The sequence below is a fragment of the Bifidobacterium sp. N4G05 genome, from assembly GCF_002742445.1.
Taxonomy (GTDB): Bacteria; Actinomycetota; Actinomycetes; order Actinomycetales; family Bifidobacteriaceae; genus Bifidobacterium; species Bifidobacterium hominis.
This window is the reverse complement of sequence record NZ_NJNQ01000001.1, coordinates 77,581-101,613: the sequence shown is the minus strand read 5'-3', so window position 1 is coordinate 101,613 and position 24,033 is coordinate 77,581. Positions and strand designations below refer to the sequence as shown.

20 protein-coding genes and 4 tRNA genes are annotated in these 24,033 nt (G+C 54.8%); 17 read left to right on the top strand and 7 right to left on the bottom strand.

Annotation, left to right across the window (positions count from 1 at the left end; all coding sequences use genetic code 11):
- Positions 1–88 precede the first annotated feature (88 nt).
- Entirely contained in the window at positions 89–829 is a 741-nt protein-coding gene (locus CE153_RS00460; RefSeq protein WP_003835576.1) for a phosphoglyceromutase, read from the top strand.
- Between the two features lie 187 nt (positions 830–1,016).
- On the opposite strand, the gene CE153_RS00455 is transcribed toward CE153_RS00460, so the two are convergent.
- Positions 1,017–2,897, bottom strand: a complete 1,881-nt coding sequence (locus tag CE153_RS00455) for an oleate hydratase (RefSeq protein WP_099594797.1) — start codon at positions 2,895–2,897, stop codon at positions 1,017–1,019.
- A 242-nt stretch (positions 2,898–3,139) separates the two neighbouring features.
- Positions 3,140–3,820: a phosphate signaling complex protein PhoU gene (gene phoU, locus CE153_RS00450; protein WP_099594796.1), complete on the bottom strand. Its 681-nt coding sequence runs from the start codon at positions 3,818–3,820 to the stop codon at positions 3,140–3,142.
- Positions 3,821–4,011: 191 nt separating this feature from the next.
- On the opposite strand from phoU, the gene CE153_RS00445 reads away from it, so the two are divergent.
- Complete coding sequence (locus CE153_RS00445) at positions 4,012–5,193, top strand: sensor histidine kinase (protein ID WP_099594795.1); 1,182 nt, start codon at positions 4,012–4,014, stop codon at positions 5,191–5,193.
- A gap of 112 nt (positions 5,194–5,305) precedes the next feature.
- On the opposite strand, the gene CE153_RS00440 is transcribed toward CE153_RS00445, so the two are convergent.
- On the bottom strand, positions 5,306–5,560 hold the full coding sequence (locus CE153_RS00440) for a DUF2530 domain-containing protein (RefSeq protein ID WP_099594794.1): 255 nt from the start codon (positions 5,558–5,560) through the stop codon (positions 5,306–5,308).
- Positions 5,561–5,581: 21 nt separating this feature from the next.
- Entirely contained in the window at positions 5,582–6,724 is a 1,143-nt protein-coding gene (gene serC, locus CE153_RS00435; RefSeq protein WP_099594793.1) for a phosphoserine transaminase, read from the bottom strand.
- 181 nt (positions 6,725–6,905) lie between these two features.
- Here serC and CE153_RS00430 point away from each other — a divergent pair, with 181 nt between their 5' ends.
- The 3 genes from CE153_RS00430 to CE153_RS00420 all read left to right on the top strand — a co-directional run bounded on the left by CE153_RS00430 (position 6,906) and on the right by CE153_RS00420 (position 9,944).
- Positions 6,906–7,847 (top strand): CHAP domain-containing protein, encoded by a 942-nt coding sequence (locus CE153_RS00430; protein ID WP_099594792.1) that lies wholly within the window; start codon positions 6,906–6,908, stop codon positions 7,845–7,847.
- Positions 7,848–7,979: 132 nt separating this feature from the next.
- Positions 7,980–8,747: a C40 family peptidase gene (locus CE153_RS00425; RefSeq protein WP_099594791.1), complete on the top strand. Its 768-nt coding sequence runs from the start codon at positions 7,980–7,982 to the stop codon at positions 8,745–8,747.
- 162 nt (positions 8,748–8,909) lie between these two features.
- Entirely contained in the window at positions 8,910–9,944 is a 1,035-nt protein-coding gene (locus CE153_RS00420) for a universal stress protein (RefSeq protein ID WP_099594790.1), read from the top strand.
- 94 nt (positions 9,945–10,038) lie between these two features.
- Here CE153_RS00420 and CE153_RS00415 read toward each other — a convergent pair whose 3' ends face one another.
- On the bottom strand, positions 10,039–10,452 hold the full coding sequence (locus CE153_RS00415) for an OsmC family protein (protein WP_003835595.1): 414 nt from the start codon (positions 10,450–10,452) through the stop codon (positions 10,039–10,041).
- A 239-nt stretch (positions 10,453–10,691) separates the two neighbouring features.
- Between CE153_RS00415 and CE153_RS00410 the strand changes: the two genes are divergently transcribed.
- From CE153_RS00410 to CE153_RS00400, 3 genes are read left to right on the top strand one after another with little or no spacing between them, the layout of a single operon-like run.
- Entirely contained in the window at positions 10,692–11,492 is an 801-nt protein-coding gene (locus tag CE153_RS00410; protein WP_180753363.1) for a thymidylate synthase, read from the top strand.
- Between the two features lie 57 nt (positions 11,493–11,549).
- Complete coding sequence (locus tag CE153_RS00405) at positions 11,550–12,215, top strand: dihydrofolate reductase (RefSeq protein ID WP_099594788.1); 666 nt, start codon at positions 11,550–11,552, stop codon at positions 12,213–12,215.
- 4 nt (positions 12,216–12,219) lie between these two features.
- Positions 12,220–12,717 (top strand): low molecular weight protein-tyrosine-phosphatase, encoded by a 498-nt coding sequence (locus CE153_RS00400; protein ID WP_065438984.1) that lies wholly within the window; start codon positions 12,220–12,222, stop codon positions 12,715–12,717.
- A 147-nt stretch (positions 12,718–12,864) separates the two neighbouring features.
- Here CE153_RS00400 and CE153_RS00395 read toward each other — a convergent pair.
- Both CE153_RS00395 and galE read right to left on the bottom strand, forming a co-directional pair.
- Positions 12,865–12,938, bottom strand: a tRNA-Asp gene (locus CE153_RS00395).
- A 245-nt stretch (positions 12,939–13,183) separates the two neighbouring features.
- The gene (gene galE / locus CE153_RS00390) at positions 13,184–14,194 is read right to left on the bottom strand and encodes a UDP-glucose 4-epimerase GalE (RefSeq protein ID WP_055063045.1); all 1,011 of its coding nucleotides are present in this window, start codon (positions 14,192–14,194) and stop codon (positions 13,184–13,186) included.
- A 173-nt stretch (positions 14,195–14,367) separates the two neighbouring features.
- Here galE and trmB point away from each other — a divergent pair, with 173 nt between their 5' ends.
- From trmB to pelG, 9 genes are all read left to right on the top strand, one after another.
- On the top strand, positions 14,368–15,261 hold the full coding sequence (trmB, locus tag CE153_RS00385) for a tRNA (guanosine(46)-N7)-methyltransferase TrmB (RefSeq protein WP_099594787.1): 894 nt from the start codon (positions 14,368–14,370) through the stop codon (positions 15,259–15,261).
- A 167-nt stretch (positions 15,262–15,428) separates the two neighbouring features.
- Positions 15,429–15,500 (top strand) — tRNA-Glu (locus CE153_RS00375).
- A 25-nt stretch (positions 15,501–15,525) separates the two neighbouring features.
- Positions 15,526–15,599: transfer RNA gene (locus tag CE153_RS00370), tRNA-Asp, on the top strand.
- A 21-nt stretch (positions 15,600–15,620) separates the two neighbouring features.
- A tRNA-Phe gene (locus tag CE153_RS00365) sits at positions 15,621–15,696 on the top strand.
- Positions 15,697–16,055: 359 nt separating this feature from the next.
- The gene (locus CE153_RS00360) at positions 16,056–18,263 is read left to right on the top strand and encodes an NAD-dependent epimerase/dehydratase family protein (protein ID WP_099594785.1); all 2,208 of its coding nucleotides are present in this window, start codon (positions 16,056–16,058) and stop codon (positions 18,261–18,263) included.
- Positions 18,260–19,174: a hypothetical protein gene (locus CE153_RS00355; protein ID WP_099594784.1), complete on the top strand. Its 915-nt coding sequence runs from the start codon at positions 18,260–18,262 to the stop codon at positions 19,172–19,174. The genes CE153_RS00360 and CE153_RS00355 overlap by 4 nt, the downstream gene beginning before the upstream one ends.
- Entirely contained in the window at positions 19,171–21,051 is a 1,881-nt protein-coding gene (locus CE153_RS00350; RefSeq protein ID WP_099594783.1) for a DUF2194 domain-containing protein, read from the top strand. Before CE153_RS00355 ends, CE153_RS00350 begins: the two co-directional genes overlap by 4 nt.
- Positions 21,048–22,481, top strand: a complete 1,434-nt coding sequence (gene pelF / locus CE153_RS00345) for a GT4 family glycosyltransferase PelF (RefSeq protein WP_099594782.1) — start codon at positions 21,048–21,050, stop codon at positions 22,479–22,481. Before CE153_RS00350 ends, pelF begins: the two co-directional genes overlap by 4 nt.
- A 1-nt stretch (position 22,482) precedes the next feature.
- Positions 22,483–24,030, top strand: coding sequence for an exopolysaccharide Pel transporter PelG (gene pelG, locus CE153_RS00340; protein ID WP_099594781.1), 1,548 nt, complete (start codon positions 22,483–22,485; stop codon positions 24,028–24,030).
- Positions 24,031–24,033 lie beyond the last annotated feature (3 nt).

Sequence of the window (24,033 nt, the reverse complement as noted above, 5' to 3'; positions counted from 1 at the left end):
CAGCGGAATGAAAATTGTTGAATAAACGTAACTCGAATAATCGAGAAAACACTCGTTTTTGGGTGTGCAAGGCGGTAGACTGGCAAACATGACTTACAAACTAGTACTGCTCCGTCATGGACAGAGCGCATGGAATAAAACCAATCAGTTCACCGGCTGGGTCGACGTCCCGCTGACCGAGCAGGGTGTCGAGGAAGCCAAGAATGGCGGTCGTCTGCTCAAGGAGAAGAATGTTCTTCCGGATATTGTCTTCACCTCGATGCTGCGTCGCGCCATCAACACCGCCAACGTGGCTCTGGATGAGGCAGATCGTCTGTGGATTCCGGTTCAGCGCAGCTGGCGTCTGAACGAGCGTCACTACGGCGCTCTGCAGGGCAAGAACAAGACCGAGATCCGTCAGGAGTACGGTGACGAGAAGTTCATGCTGTGGCGCCGTTCCTACGCCACTCCGCCGCCGGAGATCGATCCGAACGACGAGTATGCGCAGAACAACGATCCGCGCTACACCGGCGATCCGGTTCCGGAAGCCGAATGCCTTGCCGACGTGGTCAAGCGCGTTGAGCCGTACTTCAAGTCCGACATCGAGCCGGAGCTGAAGGCTGGCAAGACCGTTCTGATCGCCGCTCACGGCAACTCCCTGCGCGCCATCGTGAAGATGCTTGACAACCTCTCCGAAGAGGAGATCGCCAAGGTCAACATTCCGACCGCAATGCCGCTGCTGTACGAGCTGGATGAGAACTTCAAGCCGATCAAGCCGCGTGGCGAGTACCTGGATCCGGAAGCCGCTGCTGCCGGTGCCGCTGCCGTCGCCGCTCAGGGCCAGAAGTGAGTTTGTTGCGATTGATACGCAGGTAATCGCGTTCAATCGCACGGAACGTATATGAAAAGGTGGAAACCCACGTACTGTGGGTTTCCACCTTTTCATATACGTTGCCTTTGTTGGGCTATTGCGTCCGTCTGCCGGATGGAATGCGGAACATGGGATGTACGGCAGGCGGACGTCAATCGCAATCGACTCAGATCACGCCGTATTCCTTAAGTAACATCGGAATGTCGGTGGAATCGAGCCTCTTCAGAATCTGTTTCAGCACGGTCTTTTCAATGGGGTTAAGCTTCATGTCGGTAATCGGCTTGCCGTCACGCAGCATCACCGTGGCGTTGAGCAGGTTGCGTACGTCGTAGACCGAGCCCCACACTTCCGGCACGCCACGGTCCACATCGCACAAGGTATACACAGCCTCCATGCCGGTGCGCATCGAATACTCAGTGGTGAAGATCGTGTCGCGCGGGGTTTCGGCGAACTGACCGAGGAAAGCGAAGTTCACCGCGCCGTCCGGCACCACATCAGGGCGGTCTCCGACGGAACGAGGCATGAAGAACGCATCGATGTATGGCATCATCACCGGCACGGTGTTCGCATGATTCGTGGCGAGATCCTTGATCTTGTCGGTCGGCACGCCCATATGGTAGAGCCATTCCTCGCAGATCTCCTCGCCCGTGCATTCCTGCATCGGCTTCTTCACGTAATTGCCCGGCTTGTCGGGGAATAGGCCGTACACCCATACGCTCAGCTGATCCTTCGGCTGTTCGCGGAATTGCTGTTGACGGTTCAGCGTCCAGCTCATAAGCCAATTGGAATCCTCGACGGTCACAATGCCGCCGGTCACCACATGGCCGGTGAACGGGTCTCGCTTGCAGATTTTCTGAATATACGGCGGAATCTCCATGTCAAGCGTGGTAACGGTGGCGCTCATCCACTTCGAATGCTCCGGATCGCCGCAGAATACGTCCGGGTGGCCGAAACTCGGGTCTTGCTTGGCGATGCGACGCCACATATCCCAGCCGCCGCCGGGCTTGATCTCCGGAGCCCATGCGGCTGCTTCGGTCTGCGAGCCCATGGTCGAATTCTCCACGCAACCACCGTTAGTAATGAATACCAGATCGTTTTCGCCCAGGTCAATGCTTCGCGCGGTGCCATCCGCCTCGGTCAAGTCGATGCGCGTGGCCATTTTCTTGGTTGGTGAGCTATACGGATTGCGTACGAACACACCGGATTCAGCCTGCTTCTTCAAAATCGTGTCTTGACCGGTGCCTGTATGCTGCCGAACTGGACCCATACCGCCGCCAATCTTAAAATCGACATTCTCCACCTTCACGTTGTAGTGGAACTGCACGCCGAATCCTTCCAAATACTTGATCATCGGCAGAATCATCGACTCATACTGGTTGTAACGGGTAAAACGCAACGCACTGAAGTCCGGCAATCCGCCAATATGATGAATGTATCGACGGATATACAGCTTCATTTCCAACGCACTATGCCAATTTTCAAAGGCGAACATAGTGCGCCAGTACATCCAGAAATTCGAATTGAAAACCTCATCGTCGAAATAATCAGAAATTTTCTTGCCGTACAGTTCCTCATTCGGCGTGAAGAACAATTTCATGATCTCCATCGAGGCTTTGTCTGACAGATTGAATTTGCCGTTCGTGCCTGCGTCAACGCCGCGCGCTTTTGTGGAGCGGCAGAGTGAGAAGTTGGGATCTTCCTTGTTCAGCCAGTAATACTCGTCAAGTACGGAAACGCCTTCCGTTTCGATGGATGGAATGGAACGGAACATGTCCCACATCACTTCGAAATGGTTGTCCATTTCACGGCCGCCGCGCATCACATAGCCGACGCCGGGAATATTTGCGCCATCGCAGGCGCCTCCCGGAACCGCGTCCTTTTCGAATACGTGAATGTGGCTGCCCGGCATTTGCGCGTCTCGCACCAGGTAGCAGGCTGCGGTGAGTGCGGCCAAGCCGGTGCCGATGATGTACGCGTTCTTGCTGTCCATGCCTTCGGGCTTCTTCGGTCGGGCGAATGCTTCGTAATTGCCGTTGGAATAATACATGACTGCCTCCTTTGGATGTCACTGCACATATTGTGCCGCGACATTGCGTAAAAGTATATGGGCAAAAAATAGACAGATTGTTTAATTTTTCTTACGGCTTGACGAAAGTGAAATAATGCGGGAGATAGTGCTTGACGATTCGTGCTGAAAGATTGCAAAAACAAAACAAGAAGGCGGCTTCAGTGGGGAACGGAAGCCGCCTTCTCAAAAAGAAGATGAAAAAGAAGATCGCAAGAAAAAAATCAGGCGATGTCGGTGTCTTCGTCGCGGGTCGGCTCCTTGGACGGGTCGAAACCGGAGACGATGTACACCACGCGGCGAGCCGCGGACACGGCGTGATCGCCAAGACGCTCCATGAAGCGGCCGATCAGCACCACGTCGATGAGCTGCTGGTTGGTGCCGGACCAATCCGCGGACTGAGCCAGTTCAAAGGTCTTCTTGTGCAGTTCGTCTAGCTTGTCGTCGTTGATGATGATCTGTTCGGCGGTCTTGGTGTCGCGGTCAGACAGCATGGCCACGGTCTGGTCGGCGACGTCGTTCAGGAACGCCTGCATTTCGGCGAACAGCGTCTGGGCTTCGGGCGGCAGCGGGGAAGCCGGGTAGGTGCGGCGGGCGGCTTCGGCGATGTGACGAGCCAGATCGCCCATACGTTCGAAAGTGGTGGCCAAACGCATGGTGGAAACAACCACGCGCAGATCGGTGGCAACCGGGTTCTGCTTGGCCAGCAGCTTCACGCATTGGTCGATGACGCTGGCTTCGAGGGCGTCGATTTCGATGTCGCCGTCAATAACGGCCTGGGCGGCTTCAAGATTCTGGTTCAGCAGCGCGTCGCCGGCGCCGTTGATCGCCTTGCGAACGCCTTTGACCATATGGTCGAGATCATCGGCAACAGCCTTGAGCTCTTCGTTGAAAATAACGCGCATGTGACTTGCCTTTCAATGCTTCATAATTTCAGGTCTGGTAATACCTTTCATAAGTCTATTAGAGAAACGCCATATTCATAACCAGCGTTTGTGTTGTTCCGTGAAAGTTCACCGGCGCGTTCACCTTGCGTTCATGAACGGGCTGTGGTGTCGTGAACATAGGAGCCGTAGGAGTATGCGAGAATGAAACCATGGTTGAATCTTTGGGCTCGTGGTGGCGTTCATTGACGCACCGCAACGACGATGATGAGCATGATGCCGATGATGATACATTGGATGATGCCACTAATGCGTTGCTTTCCGTGCTTCCGTTGGCTTCCATTGTGGTTGATGAGCATGATGAGGTGATTCGTGCGCATCCTTCCGCATATTCGCTTGGCGTGGTGCGGGACGACGTCATCATCGAAGACAGTGTGCTTCAGGCGGTGCGCGAAGTGCGCTCCTTCGGTGGCAAAAAGCAGTTCGATCTGACCACCACCACCGCGTATGTTGCGCAGCGTGCGCCGAAAGCAGGCAGGCTTTCCACTCGCCAAGCCGCGAAACAGGCGCTGATTGGGCAACAGTCAGCCAGCAAGCCTACGGCAACCGTGTCAAGGCCAAACTGGTTGAAAGTCATCGTCGGCAAACTCAGCGACAATCTTGTGGTGGTGTTGATCAGCGACGTCAGCGAAAGCGTACGATTCTCGCAGATACGCGACTCCTTCATCACCAATGTGTCCGAGCAGCTGCTCAAGCCCACGCAATCGCTGGAACAGTTGGCGGATATCGTGGAACAAGGTGGAACAAGCCAGCGGGATGTTGAGCGCAACGCCATGCAATTGCGTCAGTCCTGCTCCCGTTTGGAACATATGATTTCCGACCTGCTGCTGCTTATCAAGGCGCAGGAGCCGATTCTGCCGACCGCAGACAATCGCATCAATGTGATGGGCCCGGTGCGGGCTGTGGTCGACTCCCATCGTGAGGTGGCGGCGCAACGCAATATCACCATCGATATGAAGGGCGACGAAAGCCTGGAAATCAATGGCGATGCCGAACAGATTCAGGCGGCGCTTGCCAAGCTGGTTGAAAACGCCATCACCTATTCAAAGGACGGTTCGACGATCAATGTTGTGGCCAAAGCCAATGAGGAGGGCACGGAGGCGGTAATCAGCGTGCTTGATCGTGGCACTGGCATTGCCGTTGGCGAGCAAGGCCGCATTTTCGAGCGATTCTACCGTGGTAATAATCAGAATGATCATTCTGGCGATGGTATTGGTTTGGGACTTGCGATTGTCAAGCATGTTGCGTTGACACATCATGGTTCCGCTTCAGTGTGGAGCAGTCCGGGGCAGGGGAGCACGTTCGCACTGGTATTGCCGTTGGCTGGAGAATAATACAGGGAGACAACATGATGCCCGTCTTGCTTTCAACAAGGCAAGACGGGCATCATGCTTCTATTTATGAGAAAATTTTCGGGGGTATGCTGCTGGTTGTTCGTGTTGACGGTTACTCGCCGAGACGTCGATAGTCCCAACGGTCGAAATGCTCCCAAACCAGCATAAGCACGCCAATGACCGTGCCGGCCTCGCATACGGTCTGCGCACGCTCGGCGTTGATGCCGAACGCAAGCAATACGATGCAGACGATCAGTGCGATGGCCCAAAGCGCGGTGCCGAACGTGAACACCTTGCGCAAGTCCACGCGCACTGGTTTTGGTGAGGGCTTCCTCACGCTGGGATCAATGATCGGAGCAATCTTCATATCGCCATACCCTACCTTGCGTCACAGATGTTCCACCACATAGTCGATGCAGCGGGTGAGCGAGTCGACATCGCTTGGATCCACCGATGGGAACACGCCGATGCGCAGTTGGTTGCGGCACAGCTTGCGGTATCCGTTGGTGTCCACAATGCCGTTTTCGCGCAGTGCGGCGACCACTTGGGTGGCGCTGATGCGTTCGTCAAGGTCGATGGTGACCACGGCGTTGGAATGAGCGTTCTTGTCGGCGACGAACGGGGAAGCGTAATCGGACTTTTCCGCCCACTGGTACAGCAGGGACGCCGACCTTGCGCAACGTGCCGAAGCCCAGGCGAGGCCACCGTTGTCGTTGAGCCAGCGCACTTGGTTTTCCAACATGATCAGCGTAGCCACGGCCGGAGTGTTGAGCGTCTGATCCTTGCGCGAATTCTCTATTGCCGAGGTGAGCGATAGGAACGGGGGGATCCAGCGGCGTGCGCCCGGAAGGTCCACGCTTTTGGCGATGCCGTATGCGCGTTCGACCGCGGCGGGGGAGAGCACGGCGATCCACAGTCCGCCGTCGGAACCGAAGGCCTTCTGCGGGGAGAAATAATAGGCATCGGTCTGGCTGATGTCGACCGGCAGCGCTCCGGCGCCGCTGGTGGCGTCGATCAGCGTGAGCGCGCCCTGTTCCTTGGTGCCTGCGATGCGTTTGATCGGTGCGGCAACGCCGGTGGAAGTCTCATTATGGGCCCAGCAGTAGGTGTCCACGTATTCCGTGAGCTCCGGCAGACGGTAGGTTCCCGGCTCTCCTGCGAAAATCTTCGGCTCTTCGAGGAACGGCGCGGATTGCGCCGACTTGGCGAACTTCGAGCTGAACGAGCCGTACGTGCCGAATGCGGCCTTGCGGGTGATCAGCGAGGCGCAGGCGATATCCCAGAACGCGCTGGCTCCGCCGTTGCCCAGCACCACTTCGTAGCCGTCGGGAATCTGGAAGAATTCGGACAGTCCTTCGCGGATTGAGCCGACCACCTGCTTGATGGGGGTCTGTCGATGGGAGGTTCCCAGAAGATTACGGGCTCCCTTATCGAGCGCTTGGATTTGCTCCGGGCGAATTTTGGTCGGTCCAGAGCCGAAACGTCCGTCTTCCGGGAGCATGTTGGAAGGAATGGTCACAGTGTTCGTCATGACACCTAGGGTAGTCAGATGGTCGGATTGTGCGTGGTGATGACCGCTTTTCGGAACCATGACGTGACGATGATGACTGCGATATCCCGGTGTCGGTGTAGCGTGAACTTCCGTGACGGTTCTGTAACCACGCGGCCATAAGTTTGCTGTGGTTGAAGTAATCCGCAAGGAGTGTTGATATATGAGGCATGCGGCGCATAAAGCTGCCAAGGTTTCGAATGAGCGTTTCAGCGTTGCCAAGGCGCTGTTCACCTCGAGCCGCGGTTCCCACACCGCCAAGGCCGTTCGTATGGTCCAGCTGGCAAATGGTGAGGGTGCCGTTGTAGGTCTTGAGCCTGCGGTTGCCAAGAAGCTGAATGAGGTGGTTCCGATGAGCCGCCGCGCCATGCGTGAGGCCGCTCGTGCAGCCGGCCGTCGCTCCGCATTCGTGACTTCCGCATCGCTGGCTGCGTTGGTTGGCACCGCGGCCACTGCCATGGCGGTCAGCCAGCAGAATGCGTCTGAAATGACTTTCGCTGACAATGCCACCACTACCACGCAGATGAAGCGTATCTCCGACGATGCGGCATCCCGTTCCGAGTCCCGTAGCGGTCTCGACGCTCTGGCCTCCACCAGCAACAGCGGTGATTGGCAGCTTGGCGAAACCAGTTCTTCCATGGACGCGAATCTTCTGTCAAAGTCCATTGCCGACAATCCTAATGTCGCCGTTCTCATGGATCAGGATGCCGGCCTTCTTCCTTCGGGCTTCAATCCGAACCACGGCACCGGTGACACCGGCAATGACTACCCGTACGGCCAGTGCACATGGTGGGCGTATACCCGTCGTGCGCAGCTTGGTCTGCCTGTCGGAAGCCATTTTGGAGATGCGCGTAGTTGGGGTGATTCCGCGCGTGCTCTCGGCTATTGGGTTGATAATACGGCACGTCACACTGGCGATATCGTGGTATTCGCTCCAGGCCAACTGAATGCGGACAGCTATTACGGGCATGTCGCGATTGTCGAAGAAGTGAATGCCGACGGTTCGATCAAGATCTCGGAATCCAATGCCAAGGGTCTTGGCGTGATTTCCGATCGTACGTTCACTGCGCAGGAAGCTTCGCAGTTGACGTATATTCATTACTGACATTACTGATTTCACTGTTTTCCGTTAATTTGCGTTTGCCATCCCGTTTTTTGCATAACATAATCACGTCGGCGTGTCGCATGATATGACACTGTTCCGGTTGTCTTGCTGTTCTATTGAAGGGGAATGTTTATGGTAGCTTCGGACACGATGAGTATTGCTAGACGTTTCACGAGTATCTTCGCTGTTGTTACTGTGTCTGCCATGTTGGGTGCGGCGGTTCCGGCCGCAAGCGCAGGCAATGCTGTGGCTGGTACCACGGTAACCGCTACACGTTCTTTCCCGAAGACCACCACGGCCAAGCGTGATTTCCTCGCCGAGCACACATCCACGGATATTGAGTCCAACGCCGATTGGGGTGGCATCGAAAGCTTGGATGTTCCCCAGACCGAGTCTCAGGCGGAAAAGGATCAGAAGGCTCAGGAGCAAGCTAAGGCTGAAGCTCAGGCTCAGGCGGCTCAGGAACAGGCACAAGCGCAAGCGCAGACTGGAGCTCAGGCTGCCAGCCGTTCTTCCGAACGTGCCAACATCAGCGTTCCTACGGCTCCTGCGAGTGCCACTGGTCAGGCATTGGCCGACTATGCTCTGCAGTTCCAAGGCTATCCGTATGTGGCTGGAGGCAATACTCCGTCCGGCTGGGATTGCTCTGGTTTCGTGCAGTGGGTGTTCGCCCAGTTTGGTGTGAGCCTGCCTCATTATTCTGGCGCCCAGATGAGCGTTGGAACGGCTGTCGGAAGCATTGCCGAAGCAGCTCCGGGGGATATCATCGTCAATGCTCAGCATGCCGCGATCTATATTGGCAATGGTATGGTGATCAACGCGCTGAATCCGGCTCAGGGAACGCAGGTCACTTCGCTGGCCGTGTTCTCAGGTGGCTATGCGATTCGTCGTGTGCTCTGAGCGAACATACGGTTGACTTTTTAGGGCGTATCCTTTCGGGGATACGCCTTTTTGTATGGAAAAGATCGAGTCGTTGCTGACAAAAGCGCATGTCGCGCGGTATGGTGGAGCCTAGAGGCAATGCATGGTGGCGTTGCCGAGGCGATTCAAGGAGGTCGTCCCATGATTAATGACAAGGCAATCCTCGTTGGTGTTGATGGATCCCACGCCAGCTATAAGGCCACGTGGTGGGCTGCGAATTATGCGAAGCATGCGGGATTGACGTTGCAAATCGTATGTGCGTACTCGTTGCCGAGCTATGCCGCTGTCTCCTTTGATGCGACGTACACCGCCATGGGGGATGACAATGCGGCCCATAACGACGCTCAGGAGATTCTGTCGAAGGCCAAGGCCATCGCCGATGAGCAGGGCGTTGAGGCGACGACTCTCATCGTTACGGGCGATCCGGCGTCCGTGTTCGTGGAACTGTCCCGCAACTACAATCTCATCGTCATCGGCAATCGTGGCAAAGGTGGCTTGGCGGAACGCCTGCTGGGTACGACCAGTTCGAGTTTGCCGGCATATGCGTACTGCCCGATCGTGGTGGTGCCGTATACCGACGATGATGGCAATCTGATGCATTTGAACAACACCATCACCAAGGTGGCCGTTGGTTCCGACGAATCCAAGTGGGGCTTGAAGGCTCTTGAGATCGCGGCTGATTTCGCTGCCGCATGGGATGCCGAGCTTGACGTCATTTCCGCGGTGCCGAATATGAAGGGTTCCGACGATGAAGGCGTGATGGCTTCATTCAAGGATGATCTTGAAGTGCGTATCAAGCCGCTTGAGGAAGCCCATCCGGATTTGAAGATCAACAAGCAGATCGTGCCTGGCCCGGCGGTTGGCGCGCTGACCAAGGCCAGCTACGATCACGACGTCGTCGTGGTCGGTTCCCGTGGTCGCGGCGGCTTCACTGGTCTACTGCTCGGCTCCACCAGCCAAGGCTTGCTGCAGCATGCGGTCGGCCCGGTGTATGTGGTGCCCCGCAAGTATGTTGAGGCTGCGGAAACCCGTCTTGACACGGTTCCGAGTTCGCCGGCCGAGGTCAAGCCGAAGGCGCTCGACGATATCAAGGGTGTCGAAGAGGTGCCGGTCGCCAAGGCCGAGCCGGAAGTGGTCGAAGCCATCGAAACCAAGATTGACCCGGAACGTCAGTAAATATTTAATAAATATATAAAAAATGGCGATTGCGGCGCTTTTCACGGCGCTGCAATCGCCATTTATTTTTTAAAAAACTCTTACAAAGAAAACGTTAGTGCTTGATGGTGACGTTCATACGGACCGGAGTCTTCTCCACGTACGTATGCTTCACCGTGCAGCCCTTGTCAATATGACGGGTGACACGTTCCTTGAATTTCTCGGCATCCTCGTCGCTCAGACCGGCGTCGGAAGCGTCGATGACCACCTGTTCGTCGAAACCGATATAAGCGTCGTTGTCGGCGTCATAGGTGCCATCCACAACGATTTTCGCACCCTTGCCCTCGCCCAGCGTATGCTCGACGGCGAACTGGCTCGACAGTGCGGCACAGCCGGCCAAAGCGATTTTCATTAGGTCGCCAGGCGTGAACTGGCCACGGCCTTTGCCGAACTTGATATGCGCGCCATCCTCGCTGAACGCATCCCAGGAACCGTCTTTGTTGCGCTCGACCCACAGTCTCTTGCCCATGGTGAACTCCTCATCGTCTTGCCGGGAGCGCCATTCGCTCCTCGCCTACATACCTAATGTAATCCATCGATGTTCATTCACAGTGAAGCATTCCGAAAAGCGCAGGAACCATCAACACGCGGGCGTATGTGCTTGACCTGCGATTTTGTGCTGTTAAGCTTGCAAGCATGGCTTTGACACCTGAACAACTTGCTGATATTCGTACTCGCATTCCGGCACGCCCGGAAACCGACATTCCTATGCCTTATGAGGATTTGGTACGTCGCATCCTGACGGAGGGCATGTTGAAGTCCGATCGCACGGGCACGGGCACCATCAGCCTGTTCGGTCAGCAGATGCGATTCGACCTGAGCGAGTATTTTCCGCTGCTCACCACGAAAACGGTGTTTTTCAAGGGACTCGCCTATGAGCTGCTGTGGTTCCTGAAGGGGTCCACAAACGTGCGTTGGCTGCAGGAACACAATGTGCATATTTGGGATGAATGGGCCGATGAGAACGGCGATTTGGGCCCCGTGTATGGTGCGCAGTGGCGCAGCTGGCCGGCGCCTACGCCTGATGATCCGAATCGCACCATCGATCAGATCAGCAATGTGCTCGATTTGGTCAAGAACCATCCGGATTCCCGTCGTATGGTCGTGTCCGCTTGGAATCCGGCCGAAGTGGAGAATATGGCGTTGCCGCCATGCCACGCGCTGTTCCAGTTCTACGTGGCGGATGGCAAGCTTTCATGCCAGCTGTACCAGCGTTCCTGCGACATGTTCCTCGGCGTGCCGTTCAACATCGCATCCTATTCGTTGCTGACGCTGATGATCGCCCAGCAGGCCGGACTGCAGCCGGGGGAGTTCGTGTGGACGGGCGGTGACTGCCATGTGTACGACAATCACATCGATCAGGTTCTGGAGCAGTTGAGCCGCGATCCATATCCGTATCCTCAGATCCGCATTAACAAAGCCGCTTCTCTGTTCGATTACGATTACAGTGATTTTGAAATCGTCGACTACCGGCACCATCCAACCATCAAGGCGCCGGTGGCGGTCTGAGAGTCGTCGCCAGACGTTAGACTACTGACCCTAGTTCGACTTCAAGGAGTGAGTGAAATGGAGCATGACAGTAGCCGCAGTGGCTATCACGAACCCGAGCCCGGACATGCCGGGCTTGAGAACGAGGAGGATTGGGGCGATGATTTCCCCAAGACATTCTCGGTGAATCTGATTTGGGCGCAGGCCTGTGACAAGGAAGGTCATGACGGCGCCATCGGATTCAAGGGTGGTATGCCGTGGCATCTGCCCGAAGATATGAAGCGTTTCAAAGAGCTTACCGTCTCGCATCCGGTCATCATGGGGCGTAAGACGTGGGAATCCCTGAGCCTGAAGTATCGTCCGTTGCCGAATCGCGACAATATCGTGGTTTCGCACGATTCGTCTTATACGGCGCCTGGAGCGACCGTGGTCGACAGTTTGGACGATGCGCTTGATCTGGCGCGTCAGGAAGCCATTCCGGATGATGGTCTCGACCGCAGTGAAATCTGGATCCTCGGTGGCGGTCAGCTGTTCCACGAGGCGATGCCGTTTGCGGACAAGGCGTACGTGACGCAAATCAGCATGCATGTTGACGCCGACACCTATGCGCCTGACATCAAGGGACTGGTAGAATCTGGGGCATGGAAGGTGGCCGAGGAAGGCGTATGGCATGGCACGACGAAAGGCTCCGACGATATTGCCGGATTCCGTTGCATAACCTTTGAGAGAAATCACGAGGAGTAAACCCATGTATACCGTGATGACCGTGTGCACCGGCAACATCTGCCGCTCTCCCATGGCCGAGATCATTTTGCGCACCGAATTCGAGCGTCGTGGGCTCGCCGACAAGGTCAATGTCGAATCCAGCGGCGTCAGCGATGAGGAATACGGCAATCCGATCGATCGTCGCGCCGTCAAGGTGTTGCGTGAGCGTGGATATGAGCTTCCGGCGCACCATTTCGCGCACCGCATCACTCGTGATGAGATCGAACGAACCGACCTATTCCTGCCGATGACCGCTTCTCACATGCGTGCGTTGTTGCGTCAGCTTCCGCAAGCCAAGCGTGAGAACGTGCATATGTACCGTAGCTTCGATCCGAATCTCGCCAAGCCTGCTGCAGGTTACGAAAGCGAGATTGACCTGGTCGATCCATGGTATGGTGGCGCCCACGAATTCGAAGTGGCAATCGATCAGATTGAGGAAGTGGCTCCGTTCATCGTCGATTGGGTCGAACAGCAGCTCTGAACCTATGTTGAATGTGCCATTCGAGGCGATTGAAAAAGCTCGGTTCGTTTGAACCGGGCTTTTTTGTATGAGAGATATGCTGGCGTGACAACCGCAATACGACAATCGCAAAAGATATCTGAAAAGATTCAAAAAGAAATAAAAAAGCGACCCCGGCCGGACTTGAACCGGTGACCTCCGCCGTGACAGGGCGGCGCTCTAACCAACTGAGCTACGGGGCCGTTGTTTCAATCTTGCGAATGACAACAAATGTATATATTACGGCAAAGTCGCCATTGTGCAAATCACGGCGTGTCATCGGCGAATATTTGCATGGATCGTCGAAGGAAAAAATGTTTGTGAAATCAGAAATAGCGGGAAAACAAAGCAACGGCCGGTCGTATATGAGGGGAAAACTTCTCATATACGACCGGCCGTTACGTTTGCGGTGCCGTGTTGTCGCTCACGACACTACGTTTTGTTGAAATCAGTCGGCCTGCTTCCAGGTTTCGACGTCGATATGGTGTTCCGGATTGGCCTGCCATGCTGCCCAGGCGGACTTCACGATGTCTTCCACGTTGTACTGTGCGTGCCAGCCCATCTCTTCGTTGATGCGCTTCGGGGAACCGATCAGGTGCGGCGGATCGCCCGCGCGACGGCCCATGACGGCCTCCTTGAACGGCAGACCTGTGACCTTCTTGACCTCATCGACGATCTGGCGCACGGAGGTGCCTTCGCCGGTGCCGACGTTGAAGGCGTCGTACTTGCGCTCGTCGCGGTCCAGGTACTTCAGGGCGGCGATGTGGGCGTCGGCCAGATCGGAAACATGGATGTAGTCGCGCACGCAGGTGCCGTCCGGAGTCGGGTAGTCGTCGCCGAAGATTGCCGGAGCCTTGCCTTTCTTCAGGCGGTCGAACAGCATCGGGATGAGGTTCAGGATTGCCGGATCCTCGAGCTCGACCGGACCGCAGCCGGCCACGTTGAAGTAGCGCAGACCGCAGAAGCGAATGCCGTACGGCTCTTCGCAGGCGCGAGCCATCCACTCGCCGAACAGCTTGGTCTGGCCGTACGGGTTGATCGGCAGCATCGGAACGACGTCTTCCGGCACCACGTCGACCGGCGGAACGCCGTAGGTGGCTGCGGAAGAGGAGAAGACGAGCTTCTTGGCGCCAGAGTCGCGCATGCCGATGAGCACGTTGAGCATGCCGTTGATGTTCTGCTGGTAGTACCACAGCGGCTTCTCAACGGATTCGCCGACCTGCTTGCGGGCAGCGAAATGAATGACGGAGTCGACGCCTTCGGCCTTCATGATTTCGGCGAGACGTTCGCCGGCACCCGGAGCGGCGATATCCATGCCGTACAGGCGGGAGCCTTCGATGCGGGTTGGCTTGCCGTAGCTCAGATCGTCAACGACGACGACCTGTTCGCCGGCCTGATGAAGAGCGTGGACGACGTGGGCGCCAATGTAGCCGCACCCACCAGTGACGAGAACTGTCATGTTCTGGCCTTTCCTCCAAATGAGCGATAAAGCGCTTTGGTTCGAAAAACGAACGTTCAACGAACGTTGTTCACTTTTGCTCTAGTTTGTTACTTTTTGAACAATTTGAGTATAACACATGAACAGTAACGCACATAATCGCTCCGTTCCTGCGTTTCCTCTATAAATAGGGTATGCAAGAAGATGCGAACACGCCGACTGAAAATCAAGTAAACGGCGAAAACGAACAAAACATGTCAAAAACGCAAGGTGAACTACAGGCTGATGCTGGTCAGCGTCCTGCCTTGTATGGGCGCAAGGTGCTTTCCTTCGTGCGTCGTTCCGCCAGGCTCGACGCACGCTTGCAGCGCGCATGGGATGCCTATGCCGATACCTATCTTTTGAATATCAATGCAGGTGAAAGCTCCCTTGACGTGCGAAACGATCTGGTGTTCGATCAGCCGTATATTGCGGAAGCGTGGGGCAATGCCAATCCTCTGATTGTGGAAATCGGCACCGGTCAGGGCGAAAACATTGTTGCCGCGGCCGCCGGACGCCCGGAAATGAATTTTCTGGCGCTTGAAGTCTACGATCCGGGTGTGGCGCACACCATGCTGCTTGCGGGCAAACAAGGCCTTGCTAATCTGCGCATCGCACAGGTCAACGCTCCCGAACTCTTCAAAGCCGCCGCAGATGGCTCGATAGCCGAAGTATGGACTTTCTTCCCTGATCCATGGCCCAAGATGCGTCATCACAAGCGCCGCATCGTGCAACCGGAGCTTGCCGGTGAGATTCATCGCACGCTGTGGGCTGGAGGGGTGTGGCGGATCGCTACCGATATTGAAGACTATGCATTGCATGTGCATGAGGTCATGGATGGTATTGAAGGATTCCATAATGACGGCACGTTGACGGTGAGTCTGCCGGTTGAGCATGTCGGCAAGGGAAATGCCGACGAAGCCGCAAGTCTGCGACACGCCGATTTCGGTGAATCCGAGCGTTTTTCTGGTCGAGTTTTGACGAATTTCGAGAAAAAAGGACTTGCTGCCGGTCGTGTGATTCATGACTTCACCTATCGCCGCGTATGAGGCTTCGTGTTGTGCTGTTCATGTGATGAAATGGCTTTGTTTCAACGATTTTCAACATGTGAACAGCATGGTTTCCGCAATTGTGCAACGTTGCGACACGCCGAGACTTGCATGTTTCGATGATTCGCGTATAGTTAAGCGAGTTGTCAAGCGGAAACGCTGAAAGCGCCCCCTTCGTCTAACGGTTAGGACACCAGACTTTCAATCTGACAACGAGAGTTCGACTCTCTCAGGGGGTACTTACCTTGGTAACAAGGTGGCAATGGCCCCGTAGCTCAGTTGGTTAGAGCGCCGCCCTGTCACGGCGGAGGTCACCGGTTCAAGTCCGGCCGGGGTCGCTCGAACAGGTTCCTGTTCATGGCTCTGTAGCTCAGTTGGTAGAGCGAACGACTGAAAATCGTTAGGTCAGCGGATCGATGCCGCTCGGAGCCACCATGGCTTTAAACCTCGGAAATCTCCGAGGTTTTTTGTTTTTCGTCACTTTTTTAGTCATATAGGAACCAAAGTTACGGCGGACTGACTGCAGAGAGGCCATGACTTTTTGAAGGAGCAGACTCTTCGGTCATGGCTCTCTTAATCTCAAGTCTTGCTGAATCCGTGATGTGGGCGTATCAATGCCCCGCACGGGTGTGTCATCTTATGCGCTACTTAGCAATAACCAAGAAACCCCCGTTGAGGGGTGCATTTGTCTGTTGGCGGATTACACTGGAATACCGTAAGACAGGAACAATGGAGGGTTTGTGGGTAGAGCTATGCCATAACCCCGTTAAGGGAGTATTCACTGGGGCGGTAGCATGGAAGTGCTTTTGGTCGGTAATACCGATTTCATCACCAAACAGTGGATTCAGCATGCCTTTCCCCGAGACCATGTGGTGATAGCGGAACGAGAAGACACCGTAGACGGCAATGACCGTCTCAGAATCGTCAACATGTCTGACGCCAACACCCTTGCCGAAACCATCACCACATACGAATTTGATCGCATCGTATTCTTTTCTGAAAATCTGACCCCACGCAGCGACAGAGACGGCAATCTGGGCGCATTGCGAAGACTTCTGCATGCCATTCGCAACAGGCAAACGCAAATGCTGATGGTCAGCGGCCCCGAATCCGAGTTCACCTATCCGGAAAACGCCGACGTACGGGATACCAGCAAAAGCCTGATGTCTCGAGCATCGGAAGAACTCTGCCTGTACTACGCACGTACCTACCGTCTGGAAGCGAAAATCGTTCGCTGCCCATACTTGTATGCACCCGAACGCAATGGAGTGACCGCATATTTCGGCAGACTGTTCGAACAGGCCGCAGCAGGGTCGATCTCATTCCGCGAACGCGAACAGCAGCAGACATGCTTTCTCTGCGCCGACGATCTTGCCGAACTGATCTACCGCATGTTCGACGATTGGACCGCTGAAAGCGAAGTATTCCACGTGCCCAACGTGTTTGACTTCACGTACGGCGATTTGGCAGACATGATTCGCGAGGCGTTCCCCGGATTGTCGGTGTCTTTCGGCGAAGACAGGCCACAGCATTACCCAGCAGACGACCATGCGCTGCGTCTGCGTTATGGCTGGTCGCCGCGATATTCGCTCAAACAGGATCTTCCCCTAGTACTGCAACGCTGGAAAGAGGCGCGTGCGCAGGAACAGTCCGGAAAGCACCCGATTTGGGATTTTCTGCGTAACCATTCGAAACCATGGATCGCATTCGAAATCTGCGTCACGTTCATGCTGGAAGAGTTGCTTCGTTCCGCGGTACAAGGCAACAATCAGCTGGGAACCGTGGATGTGCGCCTGTTTTTCGTGGTGATCGTCGGCACGATGTACGGACTGAACGCAGGCGTGTTCGCGGCGGTTTTGGCATGTGTCGGCATGGCGTTGTCGTACGCGTCGAACGGTGCGTCATTTGCGCCACTGTTTTACGATACGTCGAATTGGATTACGTTTGTGGTGTATTTCGTTGCGGGCGCAGTATGTGGGTATGTACAGATGCGCAATCGCGAAAACCTGCGATTCATGCGTGACGAAAACAGTTTGCTGCGTGAACGACTTGCGTTCCTGCGTGACCTGTACCACGATGTGCTTGATGATCGTCGTATGTTGCGCGGACAGATTATCGGCAGGCGCGACAGTTTCGGCAAAATGTATGCGATGACCCGTGAATTGGACGAAGTGCTGCCTCGAAAGCTGTATTACGCGACCATTCGCATTATGCAAGATACGTTGGGCGGCGATAGTTTCGGTATTTACCGAATCGATAATGGTGGTCGTTTCGCGCATTTGATGGCCGCGAGTCCGCAGACCGAATCCTTATTCAGTAAATCGGCGCTGCTTGAGAATTATGCCAACATTGTTACGGCCTTGGATCATGGCGGATTGTGGGTAAACCGCAATCTCGAACAAAATCTTCCAATGTATGCGGCGGGCGTGCATGCCAATGGCAGGCTGGCCGTGGTGATTGTGCTTGCCAAAGCCCAGCCCGACCAAATGAACCTGTACTTCCAGAACCTGTTCATCATCATGTGCGGCTTGGTGAAATCCGCAATGGTGCGTGCCTTCGATTATGAGAATGTTGCGCGGCAGGCGATGCTGGTGCCCGGCACGGAATTCTTGAACACTCAGGCGTTCCTGCCCAGAGTGCTGGCTGCAAACGAGCTCAAGCGCAATCATATGAGCAATCATCTGCTGTTGCGTGTGGAAGACGCCTGGCAAGACGATGGTAGCCGCCTGAGGGGAGCCATTCGTCAAACGGATGAGGCCGGTGTACTGCAGGACGGCAATGTGTATGTGCTCATGGATCAGGTCAGCGAGCATGAGCTGCCGATCATCAACAAGCGTTTGACCCAGGCTGGATTGCATGCGAAGCTGGTTTCAGACCACGAGGAAGATTCGTTGCTGGCTGAGGCTTCGGAACAAGTAGCTGCCGAGTCGCAAGCGGATGAAACGCCGCGCAGTGACGCTGCACCGAATGACTCCGCATCGCATGAAGGCGGCACAGTGTGAACGCGACGGTGATGGCGATGCTGCTTATCGCCGTGCATGTAATGATATGCGTGCTGCTGTGCGTATTGTCTCGCGTTGGCGTGCTTCGCGTGGAGGGGCGGCTGCTTCCTTTCATGCTGCTGGTGCCATTGTGGGGGCCGTTATGTGTGCTGATGCTGCATACGCGCACGCTGATTCGCGCTGGTGAGCACACGGCTCCGGGGCTTGAGCAAATGCGTGTGGATGATGAGGAACGTCGAAGCATCCTGGTTGAGGAACGAGCTGATTTCGCCAATACAGTGCCGTTGGAAGAGGCACTGATCGTCAACGATTCGAGTCAGCGGCGCAGTCTGGTGATGTCCATTCTCAACGACAATCCCAGCCGTTATATCGATGTGCTGTCGCAGGCCCGACTGAATGAGGATGTGGAAGTCGTGCATTACGCGGCTACCGCCATGGCGCAGATCAGTGCCAAAGAAGATCTTGCATTGCAGCGCTGCCGTAACGATTATCTGCAGCATCGAAATTCCGAAACGATGTTGGAACGCTATTGCGATGCGTTGGAACGATATGTCAATTCCGGTATTGCGCAAGGATACGCATTGCAGTTGCAGAAGCAGCGATATGCCGAAGTGTTGCAGGAACGACTTCGTAAACATGACGATTATCACGTTGCGTGCCGTCTTGCGCAAATGCAGATTGATCTTGAACTCTTTGATGATGCCGCGCACACTATTGACGACGCTATGGAACGGTGGCCGGATCAAGGCGATGTATGGCTGATGCGTCTACGGCTCGATGCCGCACGCAATGATGGCGGTGCGTTGCGTCAAACCGTTCAGCAGATTGAAAGCAAGCATATTTATCTCGGTGGCCAAGGAAGACGCACGCTGCGGTTCTGGACTGGAGCCAAGGAGGCTGAACGCGCATGATTAGAGGATTCCTGTCAGACGTGTTGGCCAAGTGGAAGCGATTCCGCTGGCAAGGTCTGGTCAAGGTCTGGGCTGTGTTCATGGCCATCGCATTGGTGTTGCTGGTGGAAAGCCTGGGCGTGCATTATGGTGCCACGCGGTTCGACATCACGTATTTGGATCGAGCCAAAGCCATTCCTGCAGCCAATGCTATCGCTGGACAAAAAGCCACGAATCTGTTGGTGGTTGACAGTTCGCAGGAGGGTGTCAGCGATGCCGAAGCCATGCTCGACCAGATTCTGCTTGATATGAAAGTCCCTACCACTACGGTTGACGTGGCTGACGAAAACGCTGAATTTCCAGCGTTGAATCACTACAGCACCATAGTAGTGGCCATGCCTAATCTCGACCGTCTGGGCGAGCACGTGCTGCAAATCATGCAATGGGCCAAAAAGGGCGGCGGAGTCATGTTTGCCATGACTCCCGAAAAAACCGGCTATTTGGACGTAATCGGCCCGCAGATCGGCATTGAATCGTCCACATACGAATATGTGGCGACTAAAGGCATTACACCGTCCGAAGATTTTATGTTGGGTGGCGGCCAGACATACACATTCAGTGACCCGTTCAAATCGTCGCTGAGCGTCGCATTGAATGATCGTGCACAGGTGGAAGCGGTCAGCAGCAATGGCAGAACGCCATTGGTGTGGAGGAACGCGGTGGAGTCAGGAACGGCTGTGATGTGCAATATCGGCATTTACGGCAAGGTGTTTCGAGGGTTTTACGCTTCGGCGTTCAGTCTGCTCGGTTCTGCCATGGCCTATCCGGTGATTAACAGCGCGGCGTTCTACTTGGATGATTTTCCCTCTCCGATACCGTCTGGCAATGGCAAATACATCAAACGTGACTACAACATGAGTATTTCTGAATTCTATTCTCAAGTATGGTGGCCGGATTTGGTGCGTCTTGCGGAACGGTACGGTATTCGTTTCACCGGTGTGATGATTGAGAATTACGGCGATGACACCAAGGATGCTCCGGTACGACAGACGGATAACACACAATTCGAGTATTACGGAGGATTGTTGCTTCGGCAAAACGGCGAAATAGGATATCACGGGTACAACCATCAGCCGTTGGTGTTGCCGAACACGCATTACAGCAAAGAATACGTGTACGTGCAATGGCCGAATCGCAAAGCCATTATGGCATCATTGCAGGAACTGATTGCATTCCAGAAAGACGTATTGCCGGCCGCAACATCGTCGGTATACGTGCCGCCGTCGAATATCCTCTCCCAAGAAGGACGAAAGATCATAGGCGAGGATGTGCCGCAGATTCGCGCCATCGCCAGTACGTATATGCCTTCCGACAGTTCCTTGCCGTACATACAGGAGTTCGGTGTTGCGGCCGATGGCGTGGTGGAGGCTCCCCGTATCGTGTCCGGCGGCATGGTGGGCGACACATACATGCGTCTTGCCGCGGTTTCCGAATTGAACATGCACTATGTGAGCACGCACTTCATGCATCCCGACGATCTGCTTGATGAAGATCGTGGTGCGAAAGAAGGTTGGGAAACCTATCGCAAGGGATTGGAAGATTATTTGGATTGGTTGGAACAGTCGGCTCCATCCATTCGTATGCAGACTGGAACGGAATGCGCTGCGGCGGTGCAACGATTCTCAGGATTGACGGTTTCGATGGAAACAACCGATACCAGTTGGGATCTGAAACTTGGCAACCTCACCGATCAAGGGTGGCTGATGTTCCGTGCCAGTAATGGTACGCCCGGCAATGTGCGCGGCGGAAGCCTCACTAAGCTGACTGGCAACTTGTATCTGCTCAAAGCCACGAGCGCCACGGTTCATATCGAACGCAAGACTGGGGGAGCGGCATGAGAATCTGCCTGGTTTTGGAAGGATGCTACCCGTACGTGCATGGTGGCGTGTCCACGTGGATGCACAGTTATATCGAAGCGATGAAAGAGCACGAGTTCGTATTGTGCGTGATCGGCGCCAAAGCCGAAGACCGCGGCAAATTCGTATATGACCTGCCCAGCAATGTGGTGGAAGTGCATGAGGTGTTCCTCGACGACGCCTTGCGTCTGAGCGGTGAACGCGCGCAAGTGTCGTTCACCGAAGAGGAATTGCGGTCATTGCGCGAACTGGTGAATCTTGGCAGCCCGGACTGGGATGTGCTTTTCAACCTGTTCCACACCAAAGGCGTGCATCCGCTGTCATTCCTGCAAAGCCGTGAATTCATTGACCTGTTCACGCAAATCTGCATGGAGGAATACCCGTATGTGGCCTATGCCGACGCTTTCCATACTGCGCGCTCCATGCTGCTGCCGGTGTTATACCTGATGGGCAGCGAAGTGCCGGAAGCGCAAATCTATCATGCGATTTCCACTGGATATGGCGGATTGTTGGCTTGTTTGGGTGGTTCCATCAACCATGCGCCGGTATTGCTTACGGAACATGGCATTTATACGCGCGAACGTGAAGAGGAGATTATTTCTGCCGAATGGGTGCTTCCGGCTTTCCGTCCGCGTTGGATTCGTTTCTTCTACATGCTTTCGGAACAGATCTACCAGCGTGCATGGCGTATCACTAGTTTGTTCGGTCGTGCCCGTCTTATCCAAATAGGTATGGGTGCTCCCGCCGACGCCTGCCAGGTTATTCCCAACGGCATTCAATACGAACGTTTTTGCGATATTCCTCTGAAACCCGACGATGGTTGGGTTGATATCGGTGCGGTGGTGCGCATGGCGCCGATCAAAGACGTGAAAACCCTGATTCATGCGTTTCATGAGCTTTCATCTCGCGTTGACAATGTGCGTTTGCATATTCTCGGCGGTGTTGACGATCAGGAGTATGCCGACGAATGCTATGAGCTTGTGGAACAGTTGGGCGTGCGCAATCTTGAATTCACGGGCCGTGTGAATGTGGTCGAATACATGCGCAAGCTTGATTTCACCGTGTTGACCAGCATTTCCGAAGGCCAACCGTTGTCGGTGTTGGAATCGTTCGCAGCCGCACGCCCATGCGTGACCACTGATGTCGGCTGTTGCCGTGAGCTGTTGGAAGGTGAGGATGGCGATGATTTCGGCACTGCCGGTTTTTATGTGCCTCCCATGTACCGCGAAGGCTTAAGCGGGGCGATGGAACGCATGTGTTCCAGCCGCGTGTTGCGTGAAACCATGGGGCAGATCGGCCGCGATCGTGTGAATGCCTATTATCGGCATGAGCGTATGCTTGACGATTATCGCAGGCTGTATAGCGATACCGCGAATCAGTTCGGATTGAATCAGTTCGGATTGGAGCGCTGATATGGCCGGTATTGGATTTGAACTGAAGAAACTATTCCGCCGTAGAGGCTTGATGGCGATGCTGCGAGCTTACGGCTACGCCGGTGTGATTTGCGCAGGCCCGATGCTGCTGGGCGTGCTTCTGCAGTTTGGCGTGCTGATCGTGAGCAGTTGGTGGCAGGTGGGCCGCCCCGACCGTGATCTGCTCGTATGCATGATCACATACACATTGCTTGCCTCGTTGGTGTTGACAAGTTTTCTGTCGATGCCGGTCACACGTTTTTTGGCGGATATGCTGTTTGATCACGATGAGAAGATGATTCTGCCGTCGTTTTGGGGGTCTACCGGCATCATGTTGGTAGTGGGCGCGGTGTTGTACACGGTGTTTCTGCTGTTTTCTGGAGCCACGCTGATGCAGGGCGCGTTGTGTTTATGGCTGTTTCTTGAAATGGTCGTCAACTGGAATGCGATGAGTTATTTGACGGCCATTAAAGATTACAAAAGCATTCTGTATTCTTTTGCTGCTGCAGTGCTGGTGGCGTTTATTACGTCATGCGTGCTGCTTGCATTGGCGTTTCCGCCGGTGGAATCGCTGTTGTTTGCGGTGGTGCTTGGCTATGGTGTGATGCTGGTGTGGGATGTGCTGCTGTTGCATCGGTATTTTCCGCAAAGTCGTGAGAATCCGTGGCTGTTTCTGCAGTGGGTTGACCAGTTTCTGCCGTTGGCGTTGACCGGATTGTTCACCACCATTGGCTTGTTCGCCCATTTGGTGATCACCTGGTGTGGGCCGCTTGGCATCAAAGTGAAGGGTCTGTTTTATGGTGCGCCATATTACGATGTGCCCGCCATGCTTGCGTTTTTAACGATTCTGATCACCACGGTGAATTTTGTGGTGTCGGTGGAAGTGAATTTCTATCCGACATATCGTTCGTATTACAGTCTGCTCAACGATGGTGGCACGGTTAAAGACATTATCGTTGCCGAAAATGAAATGCTGGCTGTGCTCAATCGAGAATTGCATTACACGGCGTTGAAGCAATTGTTGGTGACCGCTGCCGTGATTTCGTTGGAAAAAACAGTGTTGAACGCGCTTCCTTTGGGCTTCAACGATGCGATGCATGGATATTTTCGTGTGCTATGCGTCGGATATGCGCTGTATGCGGTCGGCAATACCGTAATGCTGATCCTGCTGTACTTCACCGATTATTCCGGTGCGTTGACTGCATCGGCATTATTCGCCGGGTCGACGGTCATTTTCACGGTGATCGGACAGTTCTTCACTACTACACTGTTCGGCTTCGGTTTTCTGATGGGAGCGTCGCTGTTCGCTATTTATGCGACATTCCGGCTCGCCTCATACACCGACAATCTGCCATACCGAGTGCTGGGGCAGCAGCCGATTGTGGCACAGACGAAACGTGGACGTTTCACCGAACTGGGCATACTGCTTGAACACGGCGAACAACGAATCGATCAATCACTGCATCGCACGGAATATAAGAGGCACGTGCGGCGCGAGTGCGGGACGAACATTACAGAAGCGCACAATACAATCGGGGAGGAATCGTAAATC

What these genes read in the sequence shown, in the direction of transcription:
- CE153_RS00460 (WP_003835576.1), top strand. Translation starts at nt 89, where the DNA reads ATGACTTACAAACTAGTACTGCTCCGTCATGGACAGAGCGCATGGAAT.
- CE153_RS00455 (WP_099594797.1), bottom strand. Translation starts at nt 2,897, where the DNA reads ATGTATTATTCCAACGGCAATTACGAAGCATTCGCCCGACCGAAGAAG.
- phoU (WP_099594796.1), bottom strand. Translation starts at nt 3,820, where the DNA reads ATGCGCGTTATTTTCAACGAAGAGCTCAAGGCTGTTGCCGATGATCTC.
- CE153_RS00445 (WP_099594795.1), top strand. Translation starts at nt 4,012, where the DNA reads ATGGTTGAATCTTTGGGCTCGTGGTGGCGTTCATTGACGCACCGCAAC.
- CE153_RS00440 (WP_099594794.1), bottom strand. Translation starts at nt 5,560, where the DNA reads ATGAAGATTGCTCCGATCATTGATCCCAGCGTGAGGAAGCCCTCACCA.
- serC (WP_099594793.1), bottom strand. Translation starts at nt 6,724, where the DNA reads ATGACGAACACTGTGACCATTCCTTCCAACATGCTCCCGGAAGACGGA.
- CE153_RS00430 (WP_099594792.1), top strand. Translation starts at nt 6,906, where the DNA reads ATGAGGCATGCGGCGCATAAAGCTGCCAAGGTTTCGAATGAGCGTTTC.
- CE153_RS00425 (WP_099594791.1), top strand. Translation starts at nt 7,980, where the DNA reads ATGGTAGCTTCGGACACGATGAGTATTGCTAGACGTTTCACGAGTATC.
- CE153_RS00420 (WP_099594790.1), top strand. Translation starts at nt 8,910, where the DNA reads ATGATTAATGACAAGGCAATCCTCGTTGGTGTTGATGGATCCCACGCC.
- CE153_RS00415 (WP_003835595.1), bottom strand. Translation starts at nt 10,452, where the DNA reads ATGGGCAAGAGACTGTGGGTCGAGCGCAACAAAGACGGTTCCTGGGAT.
- CE153_RS00410 (WP_180753363.1), top strand. Translation starts at nt 10,692, where the DNA reads ATGCCTTATGAGGATTTGGTACGTCGCATCCTGACGGAGGGCATGTTG.
- CE153_RS00405 (WP_099594788.1), top strand. Translation starts at nt 11,550, where the DNA reads ATGGAGCATGACAGTAGCCGCAGTGGCTATCACGAACCCGAGCCCGGA.
- CE153_RS00400 (WP_065438984.1), top strand. Translation starts at nt 12,220, where the DNA reads ATGTATACCGTGATGACCGTGTGCACCGGCAACATCTGCCGCTCTCCC.
- galE (WP_055063045.1), bottom strand. Translation starts at nt 14,194, where the DNA reads ATGACAGTTCTCGTCACTGGTGGGTGCGGCTACATTGGCGCCCACGTC.
- trmB (WP_099594787.1), top strand. Translation starts at nt 14,368, where the DNA reads ATGCAAGAAGATGCGAACACGCCGACTGAAAATCAAGTAAACGGCGAA.
- CE153_RS00360 (WP_099594785.1), top strand. Translation starts at nt 16,056, where the DNA reads ATGGAAGTGCTTTTGGTCGGTAATACCGATTTCATCACCAAACAGTGG.
- CE153_RS00350 (WP_099594783.1), top strand. Translation starts at nt 19,171, where the DNA reads ATGATTAGAGGATTCCTGTCAGACGTGTTGGCCAAGTGGAAGCGATTC.
- pelF (WP_099594782.1), top strand. Translation starts at nt 21,048, where the DNA reads ATGAGAATCTGCCTGGTTTTGGAAGGATGCTACCCGTACGTGCATGGT.
- pelG (WP_099594781.1), top strand. Translation starts at nt 22,483, where the DNA reads ATGGCCGGTATTGGATTTGAACTGAAGAAACTATTCCGCCGTAGAGGC.